This is a genomic window from Sphingomonas sp. BL-S-05, from assembly GCF_055521695.1.
In genome coordinates this window covers 2,094,286-2,111,645 of the sequence record NZ_CM145499.1, presented here as the reverse complement: position 1 = coordinate 2,111,645, position 17,360 = coordinate 2,094,286, and the positions used below count along the sequence as shown (strand labels likewise).

The following is a 17,360-nucleotide window of genomic DNA, read 5'->3' as shown; positions in this document are numbered from 1 at the left end:
TTGGTTCGAGCAGCTTCGAGCCTGTCGAGAAGCGACTGTCGAGAACGTCTTGCCCCAAACGGTGCGCTCTCGACGAGGGGCAGGTCGGATTGTCCCCCGGACAATCCTGAACCATGCGGGGCATGGTTCACCTGTCCCTCTTCTCGACTTCGCTCGAAGCTGCTCGAACCAAACGGTTATGGGATCAGGGCATCACCCCACAAACGCCCGCTCGATCACATAATCGCCGGGCTTGGCGTTCGACCCTTCCTCGAACCCCAGTCCTTCGAGATATTCCGAGAAATCGCGGATCATCTCGGTCGACCCGCACAGCATGACGCGGTCGGTCGCCGGGTCGAATGCCTGCGCGCCGCCGATGCGCGCGCTGAACAGCGTGCCGTTCTCGACCAGCGCGTCGATGCGGCCGGTGGTGTGGAAATCCTCGCGCGTCACCGTCGGCACATAGGTGAATTGCTGCGCCGCCTGATCCTCGACCAGCGGATCGCCGGCAAGGTTCGCCTCCAGCGTGGTGCGGAAGGCGAGGTCGGACACGCGGCGCACCGAATGGACGACGACGATCGACGAATACATCTCATACACGTCGGGATCGCGGATCAGCGACAGGAACGGCGCAAGGCCGGTTCCGGTCGACAGCATGAACAGCCGCTCGCCGGGCTTCAGCGCATCGGTGACCAGCGTGCCGGTCGGCTTCTTGCCCAGATAGACTTCGTCGCCGGGAACGATCTGTTGCAGCTTGCTGGTCAGCGGACCGTCCTGCACCTTGATCGACAGGAATTCCAGTTCCTCGGCATAGGCCGGGCTGGCGATCGAATAGGCGCGCAGCAACGGCTTGCCGTTGTCGCCGGGCAGGCCGATCATCACGAATTCGCCCGAACGGAAGCGGAAGCTCGGCGGGCGGGTGATCGTGAAGCTGAACAGATGTTCGTTCCAGTGACGCACCGAACGCACGCGCTCGACGCTGAGCGCGTTGGTGGGTTCGAGGCCGTGGACGACGGCGGTGCGGTCGGTCATCGATAATCCTTACGTCCTGACGCTGGTCCCCGGTGGCAGCCCGATCTGGCCGAGCATTGCCGCCGTCCGGGCCAGCGCGCAAAAGGTTGGTGCGATCGCCCCGTCGGCGACCAGCAGCGAAAGCGTGGTGCGTGCCTTCGCATCGCGACCCGTTACGAGATCGCGCGCCAAGGTCAAGAGAACCGATTCATCGTCGGTCACAAGCCCGCATTTACAATTGATCTGGATCGGCACCCGGGCATGTTCCGACAACTGCGTCATCCACGCATCGAAATCGCACAATGCGTCGAGCGCGCCCGCCTGTGCGAAGCGCGCCGCCAGCAACGCCGACGGGTTCTGGCACGCGCTGCGCGCCGCCACCCACAGCCGGATCGCATCCACCAGGAAACGGTCGCCGCGCGACAATATCGATATCGGCCGGTCGATCAGGTCGTACATAGAGCCTCGCTATTGATACTCATTCGCAAAGGCTATCGGTGTTTGTTCCGCCCGTCAATGGCCGGAAGGGACGCACGGCCCGATTTCCGTGTCGCACCCGAACCGATCGGCGGAAGTTGCGAGAGGATAAAGGAGATTTTCAGTCTTTCCGCGCACATCACGCTGAAAGGAAAGGGTGATTTCATGAGATTCAAGGTCGGTGGGCGTATCAACCTGATCGGCGTCGTTGCGGCGCTCGGACTGATCGCGCTGCTCTGCATCAGCATCTTCCGTACCTCGGCGATCATGCAGGACGATATCGAACGCAACACCCGGCAGGTGGTCGAAACCGCCCGATCGGTCGTGGTGCATTATCATAGCGAGGAAGTCGCCGGCCGGATGAGCCGTGCCCAGGCGCAACGGGCCGCGCTCTCGACGCTCAGGGAAATGCGCTACGAGGGGAAGGAATATTTCTGGGTCAACGATCTGCACCCCACGATGCTGATGCACCCGACCAAGCCCGAACTCGACAATACCGACCTGACCAACAATCGCGACTCCACCGGCAAGGCGCATTTCGTCGAAATGGCGCAGGTCGTGAAGGCGCACGGCGCCGGCTTCGTCCGCTATTTGTGGAAGACTCCGGACAAGAGCCATGACGAACCGAAACTGTCCTATGTCGCCGGGTTCGCGCCATGGGGCTGGGTGATCGGGTCGGGCGTGTATCTCGACCGGGTGAACGGCGCGATCTGGAGCGCGGCACTGTATCAAAGCGCGCTGGCGCTGGTCGTGCTGCTGGTCGTCGCCTTCTCCGCCTACCGCATCGGTCGCTCGATCTCGCAACCGGTCGAGGCGCTGTCGGCGCGGATGCGCGCGCTGGCCTCCGGCGATACCGCCACCCCGATTCCCGGCCGCGACCGCATCGACGAGGTGGGCGAGATGGCCGCCGCGCTCGAAACCTTTCGGGGCGCCGCGATCGTCGCCGCCGAGCGCGAGGCCGAACAGCAGCGGGTCGTCGCCACGGTCGGATCGGGGCTGGATTCGCTCGCGAGCGGACGGCTCGACACGCGGATCGGCGGCCGGCTGACCGGCGCCTTCGCCAAGATCGGCAGCGATTTCGACTCGGCGATGACGGCGGTCGCCGATGCGATGCGCTCGGTCACCCGCTCGGCGGGCGGCATCCGCACCGGCGCGACCGAGATCAGCACCGCGTCCGACGACCTGTCGCGCCGTACCGAGCAACAGGCCGCGAGCCTTGAGGAAACTGCCGCCGCGCTCGACCAGATCACCGCCACCGTTCGCCGCACCGCCGCGGGCGCGGCACAGGCCAACACCACCATGATCGCGACCCGGGGCGATGCCGAGGACGGCGTGCGCATCGTGCGCGAGGCGGTGACGGCGATGAGCGGGATCAAGCGCGCCTCGGACGAGATTTCGGAGATCATCACCGTGATCGACGGCATCGCCTTCCAGACGAACCTGCTGGCGCTGAATGCCGGGGTCGAGGCGGCGCGGGCCGGCGACGCGGGCAAGGGCTTTGCCGTCGTCGCCAACGAGGTTCGCGCGCTGGCGCAACGCTCCGCCGACGCCGCCAACGACGTCAAGGCGCGCATCCTCGCCAGCGGCAGCCAGGTCGAGATCGGCGTCAACCTGGTCGGTGAGACCGGCGGCGCGCTCGAACGTATCGTCGCCCGTATCGCGGAGATTGCCGATCTGGTGGCGACCATCGCCCGCGGCGCCGACGAACAATCGTCCGGGCTGCAACAGGTCAACATCGCCGTCAGCGAAATGGACGCGGTGACGCAACAGAATGCGGCGATGGTCGAGGAAGCCACCGCCGCCGCCCGCAGCCTCGCCAGCGAGGCCGAGGCGCTCACCCATCACGTCGCCCGGTTCAGCGTCGCGGAACAGGCCGGCTGGGAACAGCCGCGCAGCCTGCGCGCGGTGGCGTAGCGCTCAGCCGGCGGCGAAGGTCAACGCCTCGATCTTGTTGCCGTCGGGGTCGCGAACGAACGCGGCATAATAATGCGCGTCATATTCGGGCCGCAGCCCCGGCGGCCCGTCACCGCTGCCACCCTGTGCCAGCGCGACCGCGAAAAACCGGTCGACGGCCGCGCGGTGTTCGACCTCGAACGCGACATGCGTGCCGTTGCCCGCATTCGCCGGCTGGCCATTGGCGGGCAGGTTCAGGCTGAACACCGTGATCCCCGCACCATAGCCCACCGCCGCCGCCACATCGAGCGTCCGCCGCAATCCCAGCGCCGCCATCACCGGGTCGTAGAATGTCCGGGCGCGGTCGAGGTCCGAGGTTCCGAGCGAGACATGGTGCAGCATGACACGATCATCGCACCGACGTTGCGATCGTTCCAGCGTCGATCTACCTGCACCGCACCATGCTTCGGAAAGGCTTTCCGTGACCCCGACCCTCTACGGCATCCCCAATTGCGACACGATGAAGAAGGCGCGCGTCTGGCTCGACGGCCATGGCATCGCCTATCGCTTCCACGACTATAAGAAGGCCGGCATCGACCGTGCCGTGCTTGCCGGCTGGGTCGATGCGCTCGGCTGGGAGGCGCTGCTCAACCGATCGGGCACCACCTTCCGCAAGCTGCCCGAGGCCGACAAGGCCGACCTCGACGCCGGGCGTGCGATCGACCTGATGCTTGCCCAGCCGTCGATGATCCGGCGTCCGGTGCTGGTAGCGGACGACTGGATCGAGGTCGGTTTCAAGCCCGATCGGTATGCGGAACGATTGTCGGCAACCGGCTGATTGCGCTATCATCCGACCGTGCGGGGGCCGGTCGGCGATACCGCAGCGATTCGGTTGCGGGAGAGACATGGCTGCCACGATGTTCCGGTTGCCGCCGCTTTGGTTCCGGGCGGTGGCGTTGCTGTTCACCTTGTGGGGCGCGGCCGGGGTCTCCGCCTTCTATGCGCATGTCGCGACCGGGCCGGATCAACTGGCCGCGATGCCGGACTATGACCGCGCCTATTTCCTCGCGCTGCCCGGCTGGTTCGTCTGGATCTACGGATTGGCGACATGGGGCGGGTTGCTCGGCGGGATCGCGCTGCTGCTGCGGCGGCGCTTCGCCACGATCCTGTTCGTCGTGTCGCTGCTCGCGGTCGTCCTTCAGTTCGGCTGGGTGTTCGCCGCGACTGATCTGATCGCGGCCAAGGGCGCGGCGACGGTCGTGCCGTTCCCGCTGGCGATCCTCGCCGTCGCGCTGTTGCAGGTCGCGGTGGCGCGGCATGCCGATGCCCGTGGGTGGCTTCGCTGACGGCGGTCCGCTAGGGGACGGCCATGTCCACGACCTTCACCATCGACACCGCCACCAGCCGCGCGACGCCGACCCCGGCGCCGATGAAGCGGCTGACCATCCCCGCCATCCGCGCCGCCAAGGGCAAGACGCCATTGGTGATGCTGACCGCTTATACGGTGCGTATGGCGCAGTTGATGGACGCGCAGTGCGACATGCTGCTGGTCGGCGACAGCCTTGGGCAGGTGATCTATGGCCTGCCCTCGACCGTGCCGGTCACGCTCGACATGATGGCGGCGCATGGCGCGGCGGTCGTGCGCGGCAGCTATCATGCGCTGGTCGTGATCGATCTCCCTTTCGGCAGCTATGAAGCCAGTCCGCAGCAGGCGTTCGAAAGCGCGGCGATGCTGATGAAGGCGACCGGCGCCGCCGCGGTCAAGCTTGAGGGGGGCACGGCGATGGCCGAAACCGTCGCCTTCCTGTCGCAGCGGGGGATACCGGTCATGGGCCATGTCGGCCTGACGCCGCAGGCGGTGAACCAGCTCGGCGGCTATGGCGCGCGCGGTCGCAGCCCGGAGGAAGCGGCGAAGATCGTCGCCGACGCGGTCGCCGTCGCCGAAGCCGGCGCTTTCGCCGTGGTGATCGAGGGCGTGGTCGAACCGATCGCGATCGACATCACCCGTCGCATATCGGTACCGACGATCGGCATCGGCGCATCGGCACAGTGCGACGGGCAGGTGCTGGTCGCCGAGGATATGCTCGGTTTCTTCGAACGCACTCCGCGCTTCGTGAAGACGTTCGACGATATTGCCGGGCGCATCTCGACCGCAGTGGAAACCTACGCCACCGACGTCCGATCGCGCGCCTTCCCCGGACCGGACCAGCTGTACGCGCCGAAGGATTGAGGCAGTCGCCTCCTCGTCATTCCCGCCTGCGCGTGACGTCTGCGAAAATCGCTGCCCATCCCCCAATCTCCGCCGTACCCCCGCGCAGGCGGGGGTCCAGAGCCGAGCAAGACAGTGGTTTGCGCCTGTGGCTCTGGGTCCCCGCCTGCGCGGGGACACGGTGCAGGGGACGTCCGCAAGAGTTTCCTCTCCGTGGGAATGACGAAGGGCGGAGCGACGAACCTCGCCGTTCATCCCCCGAACAGCCTCGATCCGCCATGGTCCCGCCCCGGCATCGCGGCCCCATGACCATTCGCTTTCGTTTCCATCGACGCTCGGCTAAAGGAGCGCGCTTGACCCATCCCCTGGAGCTGTTCCCTTGGCGTTGACCCCGCAGAACAACGATGCCTTCATCCGCGAAGTCGATGACGAAATGCGTCGCGAGCAGATGTCGGCGATCGGCCGCCGCTATGGCCTGTGGATCATTGCCGCGGTGCTGCTGGCGCTGGCGGCGTTCGGCGGCTGGACATGGTGGCAGCATCACCAGACCAGCCTCGCCGCCGAACAGGGCGAGCAACTCGCCACCGCGCTCGACGAGATCGCGCAAGGGCGCGTCGCGCAGGGCACGGCCGACGTCGCGAAGCTGACGACGTCCGATCGCGACGCGGTCCGCGCCACCGCGCTGCTGACGCAGGCCGATCTGCTGCTGTCGAAGAACGATCTGAAGGGCGCGGCCGCCGCCTTCGGCAAGGTCGCCGCCGACGAATCGCTGGCACAGCCGTTCCGCGACATGGCGCTCGTCCGCCAGACCGCGGTCGAATATGACAGCCTGCAACCGCAACAGGTCATCGACCGGCTGCGCGGATTGGCCGACAAGGGCAGCCCGTGGCTCGGCAGCGCGGGCGAGATGGTCGCGGTCGCCTATCTCCGCCAGAACAAGCTGCAACAGGCGGGCCAGACCTTCGCCCTGATCGCGCAGACCGATGGCGTGCCGCAGTCGCTGCGCGCGCGCGCGGTGCAGATGGCCGGGTCGCTGGGCGTCGATGCGGTCGACGCGCCGGCCAACCAGACCACCGCGCAATAACCTCTCTCCAGTTTCCGGAACCCCTTCGATGAAGACGCATCTCAAACTCTCGGCGGCGGTCGCGGCGTTGGCGCTGCTGGGCGGTTGCGGCGCCTTGAAGGGCAAGGGCCCGGCGCGCACCCCGATCGTCGGACAGCGCGTGCCGATCCTCGCCTCGGAAAATCTGGCGGAGGTCGATCCCGCGCTCGCCAATCTGCAGGTCGTGCTGCCGCTGCCCGAAACCAACGCCAACTGGGCGCAGCCCGGCGGCAATCCGTCCAAGTCGATCGGCCATGTCGCATTGGGCGATACGCTCAGCCAGCTCTGGTCGGCGCGGATCGAGGGCGGCAATACCCGCACCCGCCTTGCCGCCGCACCGGTCGTCGCCGATGGCCGGCTCTATGTGATCGACGTCAACGGCATGGTCACCGCGATGGCCGCCGATACCGGTGCGACCGTGTGGACCGCGCGCACCGTCAAGGGCGACGAGAACCCGCGCGCGCGCTTCGGCGGCGGCGTGTCGGTCGACGGCAACCGTGCCTTCGCCACCGATGGCCTTGGCGATGTCGTCGCGTTCGACACGGCGGACGGCAAGGAAGTGTGGCGCGCCAAGCCGGGCGGCCCGCTGCGTGGCGCCCCGACCGTCGCCAACAACCAGGTCTATGTCGTCAGCCAAGACAATCAGCTGTTCGCGCTCGACCAGGCCGATGGCAAGGTCGTGTGGACCCAGTCGGGCAGCCTCGAATCGCAGGGCGTGTTCGGCGTCGCCGCCCCCGCTTCGGCGCAGGGCACCGTCGTCGCCGGATTCTCCTCGGGCGAACTCAACGCCTATCGCTATGAAAATGGCCGGTCGGTGTGGGGCGACAGCCTGTCGCGCACCTCGGCCTCGACCTCGGTGTCGGCGCTGGCCGATATCGACGCCGAACCGGTCATCGACAATGGCCGCGTCTATGCGGTCGGGCAGGGCGGGCGCATGGTCGCGCTCGAACTGACATCGGGCCAGCGGCTGTGGGAACAGAATCTCGCCGGCATCTCGACGCCATGGGTCGCGGGCGAATGGATCTTCGTCGTCACCGACGATGCCCGCCTGCTGTGCATCTCGCGCGGCAGCGGCAAGCTGCGCTGGGTCCAGCAACTGCCCGGCTTCCGCAACCTGAAGAAGCGCAAGAATCCGATCGGCTGGGTCGGCCCGATCCTTGCCGGCAACCGCCTGCTCCTCGCCAATACTGAAGGGCAGCTGGTGTCGGTGTCGACCGCCGATGGCACCATCACCACGACGCAGGAAACGCGGTCGAAGGCCGGCTACACCCTGTCGCCGGTCGTCGCGAACGGCGTGCTGTATCTGCTCGACGATGCGGGTGAACTGACCGCCTGGAAATAACGACACCCGTCGTCATCCCCGCGCAGGCGGGGATCCATAAACGCAGCGCTCCCGATGGAGGCGCTGCGTTGGCGTATATGGGTTCCCGCCTGCGCGGGAACGACGTTGGGGAGGCAACACCCTCGACCCAACCTCCCTTACCCCCTACACTCGGCGGCAACCCCGCACCCCAGGAATTCCCATGGCTTTACCCGTCGTCGCCATCATCGGCCGTCCCAATGTCGGCAAGTCGACGCTGTTCAACCGGCTGGTCGGCAAGCGGCTGGCGCTGGTCGACGATCAGCCGGGGGTGACCCGCGATCGCCGCGAGGGGCAGGCGACGCTGCTCGGCCTCGACTTCACCATCGTCGACACCGCGGGGTTCGAGGATGAGGATGCCGCGACGCTGCCGGGCCGGATGCGGATGCAGACGCAGGCGGCGGTCGAGATGGCCGATGTCGCCTTGTTCATGATCGACGCGCGTGCCGGCATCACCCCGCTGGACGAGGAAATCGCCCGTTGGCTGCGCTCGGCCGACGGCACGGTCGTGCTGGTCGCGAACAAGGCGGAGGGGCGCGCGGGCGAGAATGGCGTGCTCGAATCGCTGGCGCTGGGGTTCGGCGATCCGGTCCAGCTGTCCGCCGAACATGGCGAGGGCGTCGCCGACCTGTTCGAAGCGCTCCAGCCCTATATCGAGCGCGAGGAAGAGCCCGAACCCGAGGAAGAGGGCGAATATGACCCCGAAACCGCGGTTCTGAAGCTCGCGATCGTCGGCCGTCCGAATGCGGGCAAATCGACGCTCATCAACCGCTTTCTCGGCGAAGACCGGCTCATCACCGGCCCAGAGGCCGGCATTACCCGCGATTCGATCGCGGTCGACTGGAACTGGACCGCCCCCGATGGCCGCGTCCGCCCCGTCCGGCTGATCGACACGGCGGGGATGCGCAAGAAGGCGCGGGTGCAGGAAAAGCTCGAAAAGCTCTCCGTCGCCGACGCCCTCCACGCGATCGACTTTGCCGAGGTGGTGGTGCTGTTGCTCGACGGTACCCGCGGCCTCGAACTACAGGATATCAAGATCGCCGATCGCGTGCTGCAAGAGGGCCGGGCGCTGGTGATCGCGCTCAACAAATGGGACATCGCCGAACACGCCTCGTCGCTGTTCAACGGGGTGAAGGGCGCGCTCGACGAGGGGCTGGCGCAGGCCAAGGGCGTGCCGCTGCTGACCGTGTCGGCCGCGACCGGCAAGGGGCTCGACGTGCTGATGCAGGCCGCGTTCGAAACCCGCGAGGCATGGGGGCGCCGTGTCTCGACCGGCCAGCTCAACCGCTGGTTCGACCGAGCGCTGGAGGCCAACCCGCCGCCCGCACCCGGCGGCAAGCGCATCAAGATGCGCTACATCACCCAGAACAAGACCCGCCCGCCCAGCTTCGTCCTGTTCGGCACCCGCGTCGACCAGCTGCCCGAAAGCTACAAGCGCTATCTGGTCAATGGCTTGCGCAAGGAATTCGGCTTCGGCGCTGTGCCAGTGCGCCTGAACCTGCGGGCGCCCAAAAACCCCTTCGACCATAGCAAGTGATCCGCATCGACGCCCGCGGCATGCGTTGCCCGTGGCCGGCGATCCGTCTGGCCAAGGCACTGCGCGACGGGGCGACGCTGGTCGAGATCGAGACCGACGATCCGAGGGCCGGCGGCGAACTGGCCAGCGCGGCGGCAGCGGTCGGGGCAAGGCTGGCGGTCGTAAGCGAAGGCCGGTTTCGGGCTGAACGGTAACGTCCGCGCTGCCACGCCCCCGCCTGTGCGGGGGTACGGAAGAGGTTGGGCGCTGGCTGTCCTACAACCGCCCGACCGTGCGATACCGGTGGGCGCTCCTTCTCACCGCCAGCCCGCCTCGCCCAAAGGCAAACCTGCCACACCACAAAACGCGCACGAGTGTGAACTTCGTGAACTTTGGACCGGCCTACGGCTTCGCTTCCCAGGGTTTATCCCGTAAATTCAAATGCGTAATCCCTCGCGCCTTCAGTCGCGGCCCAAGGAAGCGATAGAAATACCAGTCCTTCGCCGCAAACGGCGTCGCGTGGTACAAGAGCCGTTCTGCGAGCGTCCAGCGCACCCGCCGCCGATCCGACCGGCGCGGAGAGGGTTTTGCCCAGAAGGCATAGGGATAGACGATACGGCCCAGCTTCGCGACGCGTTGCATGATTTCGTGGTCGAGCAGGACATAGGGCCACAGCTTCTCCGAAAAACCGCCCGCCTCGGTCAGCGCGCTGGTTCGGAACGCCTGTCCATAACCGCCGGTATGCGTCTGCTTCGGCAGGATTTTGGTGATCAGTCCCGCATAGATCGCCCGCCGCAACGGTTGCCCCGACGCATCGACCCCCAACGCCATCACCGCCACCACGTCGGGATCGGCATCGAACGCCCGCTCGGCCTCGGCCAGATAGTGCGGCGGGTAGAAGGTATCGGCATCGCCGAACGCGCAGAACTCGGTGGTCAGCTCGGCCATCGCCGCTTCCAGCGCATGGATCTTCCCCGGCCGCGCTTCGGACAGGTTCACCACCTCGATCTCCGGCGCGGCAAAGTCCCGCGCAATCGCGTCCGACCCGTCGGTCGATCCATTGTCGACCAGCACCAGCCGCAACGGCACCGTCTGCTCGGCCAACGCCGCCAGCGTGGCGGGCAGATAGTCCGCCTCGTTGTAATAGGCGATGACGAAGGTCCAGCGGGTCACCCCGCCACCTCGATCAGCTTCCGGCACGCCGCCTGCGACGATCGCCGCCCATGCGTCGCCACCGCATGCACCCGTGCCGCACTGCCCATTGCGTCGAGCCGATTAGGATCGGCCAGCAATGCCGCCACCCGCTGCCGATAATCGCCATCGCCGACCAGCAGGCCGCAATCGGGCGGGATCACGTCGGTCCCGATCCGGTCGTCGAACGCCACCGCCGGCAGTCCGCACGCCATCGCCTCCGGGATGGCGCGCGGGAAATAGTCGCGCCGCCCGGCATGGAAGAACAGCCGCGCCTGCGCCAGCATCGCGGGCACCTGACCATTGGGGACGTGCCCCAGCCAAGCGACCTGCGGAAAGCGCCCGCGCAGTTCCGCCGCCTGCGGCCCGTCGCCGATCACCGCCACGCGCATCGTCTCGCCCAGCGCCGCGATTTCGTCGAACTTCTTGTACGGGCTCAACCGACTGGTCGCGATCACGTCATACCGCTTCTCGGTCGCCATCGGCGCGAAGCGGTCGGTATCGATCGTCTTGGGCAGCCGCTGCATCCGCGCCGCCGGCACCGACCGCCGCCAGAATCGCCAGCCCGGCCGGGTCAGCTTTACCTCCTGCACCGACGTCTCGGGAAAGACGAAGGCGGCATGCGGCACGATCCGGCTCCAATAATCGCCGCCGATGATGACCGCGAAGCGCCGCCGCTCGGGTCGTAATACCCGGTCGAACAGGTCGAACCCGGCGCCGCCATTGCTGCCGACCAGCACGAACAGGTCAGCCGGATCGGCCCGCGCCGCGGCGATCATCGCGTCGCTCACCTGATCGCGGGTCTTGGCGGCAGGGTTCGACGGCGCGAACAGCCGGATGGGGTAGGGGGCGACCCCGTCAAGTGCCGCAACGGTATTCAGCGGCGCGGGGGCCAGCGCCCACAACTCGCTGTCGACGCCCATTTCCGTCAGGATACCAGGCATCCGCTTGTCGCGATTGTCCCAGCGCAGCCATTCGTCGGTATCGGCGACGCCGTGATGGCTGGGATAGGTCAGGACGAAGATGATCCGCATCGCCGTCCGGCTACCAGCGCATCGGCGACAGCGCCACCCGATTGTCGATCGCGCATGCTGCGGCTAAGGCGCTGGCGATGAACTGGTCGGATGACGGCGCGCGGGTAAGCTGCGTGATGGTGACCGCGAACCGGGCCGCGCTGGCGCGGCGGGCGGTCGACTGTTTCCTGCGGCAACGCTGGGCGAACCGCGAACTGGTCGTCGTCGATGACGGCGAGCAGGATTATACGGCGCTGTTCGCCGACATTCCCGCCGACCGGCTGATCTACGACCGCGTCGCCAAGACCCCCGAAACCACGCTCGGACGTCTCCGCAACCGGACACTCGACCTCGCACGCGGGGCCATCGTCGCGCAATGGGATGACGACGACTGGTATCATCCCGATCGGCTGGCGCGGCAGGTCGCGGTGCTGGAGCAGGGCAGGGATGCCTGCGTCCTGCGCGGCACGCTGATGCATCTCGACGCGCCCGACTGGTTCGACCATCCCTATGTCGGCACCTTGGAACCGGGCGTACCGGGCAGCATCGTCCATCGCGCCGACCCGACCGCGCGCTATCCCGAAAAGCGGCGCGGCGAGGATACCGACTTCCTGGCCCATTGGCCGCTCGACCGGGTCGGCGTCCTCGACGCGCCCGGCCTGTTCGTCCGCGCCTTTCACGGGTCGAACACCTGGGAGCGGACGCATTTCGAACGCCGGGTGCGCAACACGCCCGCCGCCGCGATCGAATATGCGCTGCGTTCGCTGCTGCCCGGCGGCAAGTGGCGTCATTCGCGCTTCCGCCTCGATCCCGATACCCGCGCCGCATTCGAAGCGTTCGTCGCCGACTCGCGTCGTACGGGAGTATTCGCTTGACCCTCGCCGAACGCGGGCAGCGGCTGCACGACTGGTCGCAGACCCCGGCAGCGGCGCGATTGGGCAAGGTCTTTCGCGCCCTGTTCTTCGTCGGCGTGCTGCTATGGCTGGTGCTGAAGGTTCGCGCGATCGGGTGGAGCAACGTCGCCGCGGCGCTGCCCCGCACGCCGTGGTTCTATATCCTGTTCGTCGTGATGTTCATGGCGCTGCCGGTATCGGAGGTCTGGATCTTCCGCCGCCTGCTCGGTCGGCCCTTGCCCGGCGCGCTGCCGGTGTTCGTGCGCAAACGGGTCTTTAACTCGGCATTCGTCGGCTATTCTGGCGAGCTGTATCTGTTCGTCTGGGCCCGGCAGCGGCTCGGCATTGCGTCCAAGACCCTGCTGCTGGCGATCAAGGACAATGCGATCCTCTCGGCACTCGCGTCGGCGGCGATCACCTCCGGGCTGCTGATCGTCTTCATGGCGACCGGTCGGGCGAAGTGGATCGCCGACTGGCTGCATTCGGCGGGGGGCATGATCCTTGCCGGGCTGCTGGTCGCGGCGTTCCTTACCCCATTGCTGCTGCGCCTGCGCAACCAGATCCTGTCGGTACCGTGGCGCGTCGCCGCCACCGTGCTGGCAATTCACGTCGCCCGCATCCTGGTCGTCGTCCTGCTACAGGCGACGCAATGGGCGGTGGTGCTGCCGGGGCAGGCATGGACGGTGTGGGTCACGTTCCTGACCGTGCAAATGGTCATCAGCCGCCTGCCGATCGTGCCCAATCGCGACCTGCTGTTCCTGTCGGCCGCGCTGGAGATGAGTCATATCATCGATGGCCCGCGCGCGGCGATGGCGGGACTGCTGCTGGCGGGCGGAGCGCTGACCCAGGGCAGCAACCTGCTGTTCTTCCTGCTCACCAGCTTCGAACGCCGGCGCGGTGCCTTGCCCGAGGCAGTTCCCGATCCGGCGTTCGAGGCGGAAGTCGCCACGCCGGCGGTGCCGCCGGCGGGCGAATAGCGGTTACGCTTCCGCGCGCTGGCAGATGAACCGCGACAGTTCCTGCCGCAGCGGCAGGCCCGCGGTCGACCGGAGCGGCCCGTCATGCGCGACATTGGTTTCGACATGCGCGCGGGTGTCGGCGACCCCGACGACATGGAACAGGTCGCGTTCGCAATCGAGTTCGGTGCGGGCATAGACGAAGCGGTCGCCACGTTGCTGGCGCAGGATCGCGATCGTCGTGCCAGCAGCGGTCTTGCGCTGGCGGAGCAATTCGTAACGCGACTGATCATCCGAAGGCGTCGGAATTACCGTACCTTCCAATGGATAGCGTTCGATCCCGTTGCCGGCCACGTCGGTTTCGACCAGATGACGCAGGTCGACGCGCTCCGCCGCATTCCCGGCCGGCACGGTATTGGCCGACGTTCCGCACGCAGCCAACATCGCTCCGGCCAACAGGGCCGACATCGATCGGATCATGAAACTCTTACCTTTCTTCCGGGACCAACACATGTCCGGGGAAATGTTGCGACACGGCAATAATTGCCGTGCGGGGGTCAGCGCGAACGCAGTGCCCCGATCGCCGTCAGGAAGACGATGCCTCCCACGGCCAGGACGACCCCGCCAATATCCTCCCACCCGATCGCCAGAAGGCGGTCGAACTGTTCGGCCATCGGCAGCATCGTGCGAAGCGTTTCGAATGGAATAGTCATGGCGCGTCGCAACATAATCACCGTTTGCGCGATGAAAACCGCCTAAACGGCCGTTCGCTCCGAAGACATTATAAGTTACATACGCGTAAGAATGGGGAGGGCGATCGGCAACGTCATCGTGCTTGCGTGTTACAATGCCAGCCCATACACCGTCATTCCGTTTATCGATAATGGGGGTTCCATGTTTCGTACCGTCGCGTCCGTCCTGCTCGCGTCCACGGCACTCGTCGGGGCCGGTGCGTCCGCCCAGTCCACGGCGACTGCGCCCGCGCCGATCAAGGCCGCGCCGCTGTCGGCGCTGGTCGCGCCGGTGAACATCCCGTACGAGAAATTCACCCTGCCCAACGGCCTGACCGTCATCACCCACACCGATCGCAAGGCGCCGATTGTTGCTGTGTCCGTATGGTACGATGTCGGGTCGAAGCATGAGCCCGAGGGGAAGACGGGGTTCGCGCATCTGTTCGAGCATCTGATGTTCAACGGGTCGGAGAATGCGCCGGGCGATTTCTTCGATCCGCTGCGCTCGATCGGCGCGACCGACCTGAACGGCACCACCAGCTACGACCGCACCAATTATTTCGAGACGGTGCCGAAGGCGGCGCTGGACCGCGCGCTGTTCCTCGAATCCGATCGCATGGGCTATCTGCTCGGCGCGGTGACGCAGGGCGTGCTCGATGAACAACGCGGCGTCGTGCAGAACGAGAAGCGGCAGGGCGACAACCAGCCCTATGGCCTCGTCCGCTACAAGATGACCGAGGGCGTCTTTCCCGTCGGCCACCCCTATCGCCATTCGGTGATCGGTTCGATGGCCGATCTCGACGCCGCCAGCCTCGAGGACGTCAAGAACTGGTTCCGCAGCCATTATGGCCCGAACAATGCGGTGCTGGTGCTGGCCGGTGACATCGACGCCAAGGAAGCGCGTCCGCTGGTCGAGAAATATTTCGGCAAGATCGCCAAGGGGCCGGAATCGGTCCTGCCCAAGATCGCGGTGCCGACCCTTGCCGCCCCGGTGCGCGAGGTGATGAAGGACAACGTCGCCGCGACGATGATCATGAAGGTCTGGCCGGTGCCGGGTCTGAACGATCCCGACGCGCCGGCACTGGACGTCGCGATGAGCGCGTTCGGCGGGCTTGCCTCGTCACGGCTCGACAATGAACTGGTCAAGAAGGACAAGCTCGCCGTGCAGGTATCGGCCGGCGTCCAGTCGCTGGCGCAGGCCGGCATGCTGATCGTCCGCGCGATCGTGCGGCCGGGCGTCGATGAAAAGCTCGTCGAGGCGAAGCTGGACCAGATGATCGCCGATTATCTCCGCACCGGTCCCACCGCCGACGAAGTCGCGCGCGTCGCCACGACGCAGGTTTCGAGCACCATCGGCGGGCTGGAGTCGGTCGGCGGCTTCGGCGGCAAGGCGGTGACGCTGGCGTCGGGCGAGCTGTATTCGAACGATCCGGGCTTCTACAAGAAGGAGCTGAACGCGCTGGCGACGATGACGCCCGAGCGTGCCCGTGCCGCCGCGCAGAAGTGGATGTCGCGCCCCGCCTATACGCTGATCGTCGAGAAGGGCGAGCGCGAGGGCTATGAGGAGGCCAAGGCGGTCGCCGCCACCCCGGCCGCGCCCGCCGCCCCCGAAACCGCGTTCAAGGGAACGCGCGGCGCGATGCCGGGCGTCGCCGACTCGGGCGGTACGTTGCAATTCCCGAAGGTCGTGCGCAGTCGCCTGTCGAACGGCATGGAACTGGTCTATGCCCAGCGTACCGCCGTGCCGGTGACGCAGGTCGACATGGTGTTCGATGCGGGCACCGCCGCCGATGTGGCGGGCAAGCTCGGCACCGCCGGCATGACGCTGTCGCTGATCGACGAAGGCACCACCACCCGCAATTCGATCGCATTGGCCGAGGCCAAGGAAAAGCTCGGCATGCAGATGGGCGGCGGCAATGCCGCCGATCAGACGACGATCGGTTTCGTCGCGCCCAGCGCCAATCTGAACAGCGCGACGATGCTGTTCGCCGACGTGCTGCGCAACCCGGCGTTCGACGCGAACGAACTGGAGCGCGTGCGCGGGCAGGTGATGGCGCAGATCGGGCAGCAGCGCACCAACCCGCAGGGGCTGGCCGACATGACGCTGCCGCCGCTCCTCTATGGCGCCGACAGCCCCTATGCCAAGCTGGCGGCGGGGGTCGGCGATCCGGTGGCGGTCGCGTCGCTGAAGCGCGACGACCTGATCGCGTGGCGAAATGCCTGGCTGCGCCCGGACAAGGCGAAGGTCTTCGTCGTGTCCGACCGTCCGCTGGCAGAGGTGCAGGCGGCGCTCAACGCCTCGCTCGGCAACTGGCAGGCGACCGGTGCGGCGGGCACCAAGAGCTTCCCGGCACAGCGCGCGACCACCACGCCGAAGATCGTGCTGGTCGACCGGCCGAATTCGCCGCAGTCGCTGATCGTTGCCGGACAGATGACGCCGGTGCAGGCGAAGTCGGACACGCTGGCCGCGACCACCGCCAACACCGTGCTCGGCTCGGGCTTCCTCAGCCGGATCAACATGGACCTGCGGGAGGCCAAGCACTGGTCGTACGGCGCGGGTGGCGGTTACCGCCTGATGCAGAATGCGGTGCCCTACGTCATCAACGCACCGGTGCAGGCGGACAAGACCGGCCCGGCCATCGCGTCGCTGCGCGAACAGATTAACGGCTTCCTCGGGACCAACGGGGTGACCCCGGTCGAATTCCGCCGGTCGATCGATGGCGAGACGCGGCAGCTGGCCGGGACCTACGAAACGTCGGGTGCGGTGTTGAGCGCGATGCGGTCCAACGACTTCCTCGGCCGCCCGGACGACTATCAGGCGACGCTGCCGCAAAAATATCGTGCGCTGACTCCGGCCCAGCTTGACGCTGCGGCACGCGCGGCGCTCGACCCCAATCGCTTCGTCTATGTGGTGGTCGGCGATGCCAAGGTCGTTCGCCCACAGCTTGACGCGCTGGGCCTGCCGGTGGAGGTGGTGTCGGCAACGCCGCCGTCCGCCCCGGCCGCCGCGGCGAAGTAAGGAGAGCGAA

The 17,360-nt window shown here is 66.9% G+C and carries 18 protein-coding genes; 11 read left to right on the top strand and 7 right to left on the bottom strand.

Annotated elements, in window-relative coordinates; all coding sequences use genetic code 11:
• Positions 1-192 precede the first annotated feature (192 nt).
• Together ACZ1JS_RS09850 and ACZ1JS_RS09845 are read right to left on the bottom strand one after the other, a co-directional pair.
• Positions 193-1,011 carry a ferredoxin--NADP reductase gene (locus ACZ1JS_RS09850; protein ID WP_465165924.1) on the bottom strand — a complete coding sequence of 273 codons (819 nt, stop codon included), beginning with the start codon at positions 1,009-1,011 and terminating at the stop codon, positions 193-195.
• Between the two features lie 9 nt (positions 1,012-1,020).
• A complete protein-coding gene (locus ACZ1JS_RS09845) occupies positions 1,021-1,449 on the bottom strand; it encodes a hypothetical protein (RefSeq protein ID WP_465165923.1) in 429 nt (142 codons plus the stop codon).
• Positions 1,450-1,632: 183 nt separating this feature from the next.
• On the opposite strand from ACZ1JS_RS09845, the gene ACZ1JS_RS09840 reads away from it, so the two are divergent.
• Positions 1,633-3,381 carry a methyl-accepting chemotaxis protein gene (locus tag ACZ1JS_RS09840; protein ID WP_465165922.1) on the top strand — a complete coding sequence of 583 codons (1,749 nt, stop codon included), beginning with the start codon at positions 1,633-1,635 and terminating at the stop codon, positions 3,379-3,381.
• Positions 3,382-3,384: 3 nt separating this feature from the next.
• Here ACZ1JS_RS09840 and ACZ1JS_RS09835 read toward each other — a convergent pair whose 3' ends face one another.
• Entirely contained in the window at positions 3,385-3,762 is a 378-nt protein-coding gene (locus tag ACZ1JS_RS09835; RefSeq protein WP_465165921.1) for a VOC family protein, read from the bottom strand.
• Positions 3,763-3,841: 79 nt separating this feature from the next.
• Between ACZ1JS_RS09835 and ACZ1JS_RS09830 the strand changes: the two genes are divergently transcribed.
• From ACZ1JS_RS09830 to ACZ1JS_RS09800, 7 genes are all read left to right on the top strand, one after another.
• Positions 3,842-4,198, top strand: coding sequence for an ArsC family reductase (locus ACZ1JS_RS09830; RefSeq protein ID WP_465165920.1), 357 nt, complete (start codon positions 3,842-3,844; stop codon positions 4,196-4,198).
• 67 nt (positions 4,199-4,265) lie between these two features.
• A complete protein-coding gene (locus ACZ1JS_RS09825; RefSeq protein ID WP_465165919.1) occupies positions 4,266-4,706 on the top strand; it encodes a hypothetical protein in 441 nt (146 codons plus the stop codon).
• Between the two features lie 23 nt (positions 4,707-4,729).
• Entirely contained in the window at positions 4,730-5,590 is an 861-nt protein-coding gene (panB, locus tag ACZ1JS_RS09820; protein WP_465165918.1) for a 3-methyl-2-oxobutanoate hydroxymethyltransferase, read from the top strand.
• Between the two features lie 358 nt (positions 5,591-5,948).
• Positions 5,949-6,653 (top strand): tetratricopeptide repeat protein, encoded by a 705-nt coding sequence (locus tag ACZ1JS_RS09815; RefSeq protein ID WP_465165917.1) that lies wholly within the window; start codon positions 5,949-5,951, stop codon positions 6,651-6,653.
• A gap of 28 nt (positions 6,654-6,681) precedes the next feature.
• A complete protein-coding gene (locus tag ACZ1JS_RS09810; protein WP_465165916.1) occupies positions 6,682-8,013 on the top strand; it encodes an outer membrane protein assembly factor BamB family protein in 1,332 nt (443 codons plus the stop codon).
• Positions 8,014-8,194: 181 nt separating this feature from the next.
• Complete coding sequence (gene der / locus ACZ1JS_RS09805; protein ID WP_345877466.1) at positions 8,195-9,568, top strand: ribosome biogenesis GTPase Der; 1,374 nt, start codon at positions 8,195-8,197, stop codon at positions 9,566-9,568.
• On the top strand, positions 9,565-9,762 hold the full coding sequence (locus ACZ1JS_RS09800; RefSeq protein WP_465165915.1) for a sulfurtransferase TusA family protein: 198 nt from the start codon (positions 9,565-9,567) through the stop codon (positions 9,760-9,762). The genes der and ACZ1JS_RS09800 overlap by 4 nt, the downstream gene beginning before the upstream one ends.
• Before the next feature lie 187 nt (positions 9,763-9,949).
• Here ACZ1JS_RS09800 and ACZ1JS_RS09795 read toward each other — a convergent pair whose 3' ends face one another.
• Together ACZ1JS_RS09795 and ACZ1JS_RS09790 are read right to left on the bottom strand one after the other, a co-directional pair.
• Positions 9,950-10,720, bottom strand: coding sequence for a glycosyltransferase family 2 protein (locus ACZ1JS_RS09795; RefSeq protein ID WP_465165914.1), 771 nt, complete (start codon positions 10,718-10,720; stop codon positions 9,950-9,952).
• Positions 10,717-11,772, bottom strand: coding sequence for a glycosyltransferase (locus tag ACZ1JS_RS09790; protein ID WP_465165913.1), 1,056 nt, complete (start codon positions 11,770-11,772; stop codon positions 10,717-10,719). Before ACZ1JS_RS09790 ends, ACZ1JS_RS09795 begins: the two co-directional genes overlap by 4 nt.
• A 77-nt stretch (positions 11,773-11,849) precedes the next feature.
• Between ACZ1JS_RS09790 and ACZ1JS_RS09785 the strand changes: the two genes are divergently transcribed.
• Both ACZ1JS_RS09785 and ACZ1JS_RS09780 read left to right on the top strand, forming a co-directional pair.
• Entirely contained in the window at positions 11,850-12,626 is a 777-nt protein-coding gene (locus ACZ1JS_RS09785; protein WP_465165912.1) for a glycosyltransferase family A protein, read from the top strand.
• Positions 12,623-13,621 carry a hypothetical protein gene (locus tag ACZ1JS_RS09780; protein ID WP_465165911.1) on the top strand — a complete coding sequence of 333 codons (999 nt, stop codon included), beginning with the start codon at positions 12,623-12,625 and terminating at the stop codon, positions 13,619-13,621. The genes ACZ1JS_RS09785 and ACZ1JS_RS09780 overlap by 4 nt, the downstream gene beginning before the upstream one ends.
• A gap of 3 nt (positions 13,622-13,624) precedes the next feature.
• Here the strand turns inward: ACZ1JS_RS09780 and ACZ1JS_RS09775 are convergent, their stop codons facing one another.
• Positions 13,625-14,080, bottom strand: a complete 456-nt coding sequence (locus tag ACZ1JS_RS09775; RefSeq protein WP_465165910.1) for a hypothetical protein — start codon at positions 14,078-14,080, stop codon at positions 13,625-13,627.
• Positions 14,081-14,157: 77 nt separating this feature from the next.
• On the bottom strand, positions 14,158-14,313 hold the full coding sequence (locus tag ACZ1JS_RS09770; RefSeq protein WP_465165909.1) for a hypothetical protein: 156 nt from the start codon (positions 14,311-14,313) through the stop codon (positions 14,158-14,160).
• Positions 14,314-14,494: 181 nt separating this feature from the next.
• Here ACZ1JS_RS09770 and ACZ1JS_RS09765 point away from each other — a divergent pair, with 181 nt between their 5' ends.
• The gene (locus tag ACZ1JS_RS09765; RefSeq protein ID WP_465165908.1) at positions 14,495-17,350 is read left to right on the top strand and encodes a M16 family metallopeptidase; all 2,856 of its coding nucleotides are present in this window, start codon (positions 14,495-14,497) and stop codon (positions 17,348-17,350) included.
• The last annotated feature ends 10 nt before the right edge of the window (positions 17,351-17,360 follow it).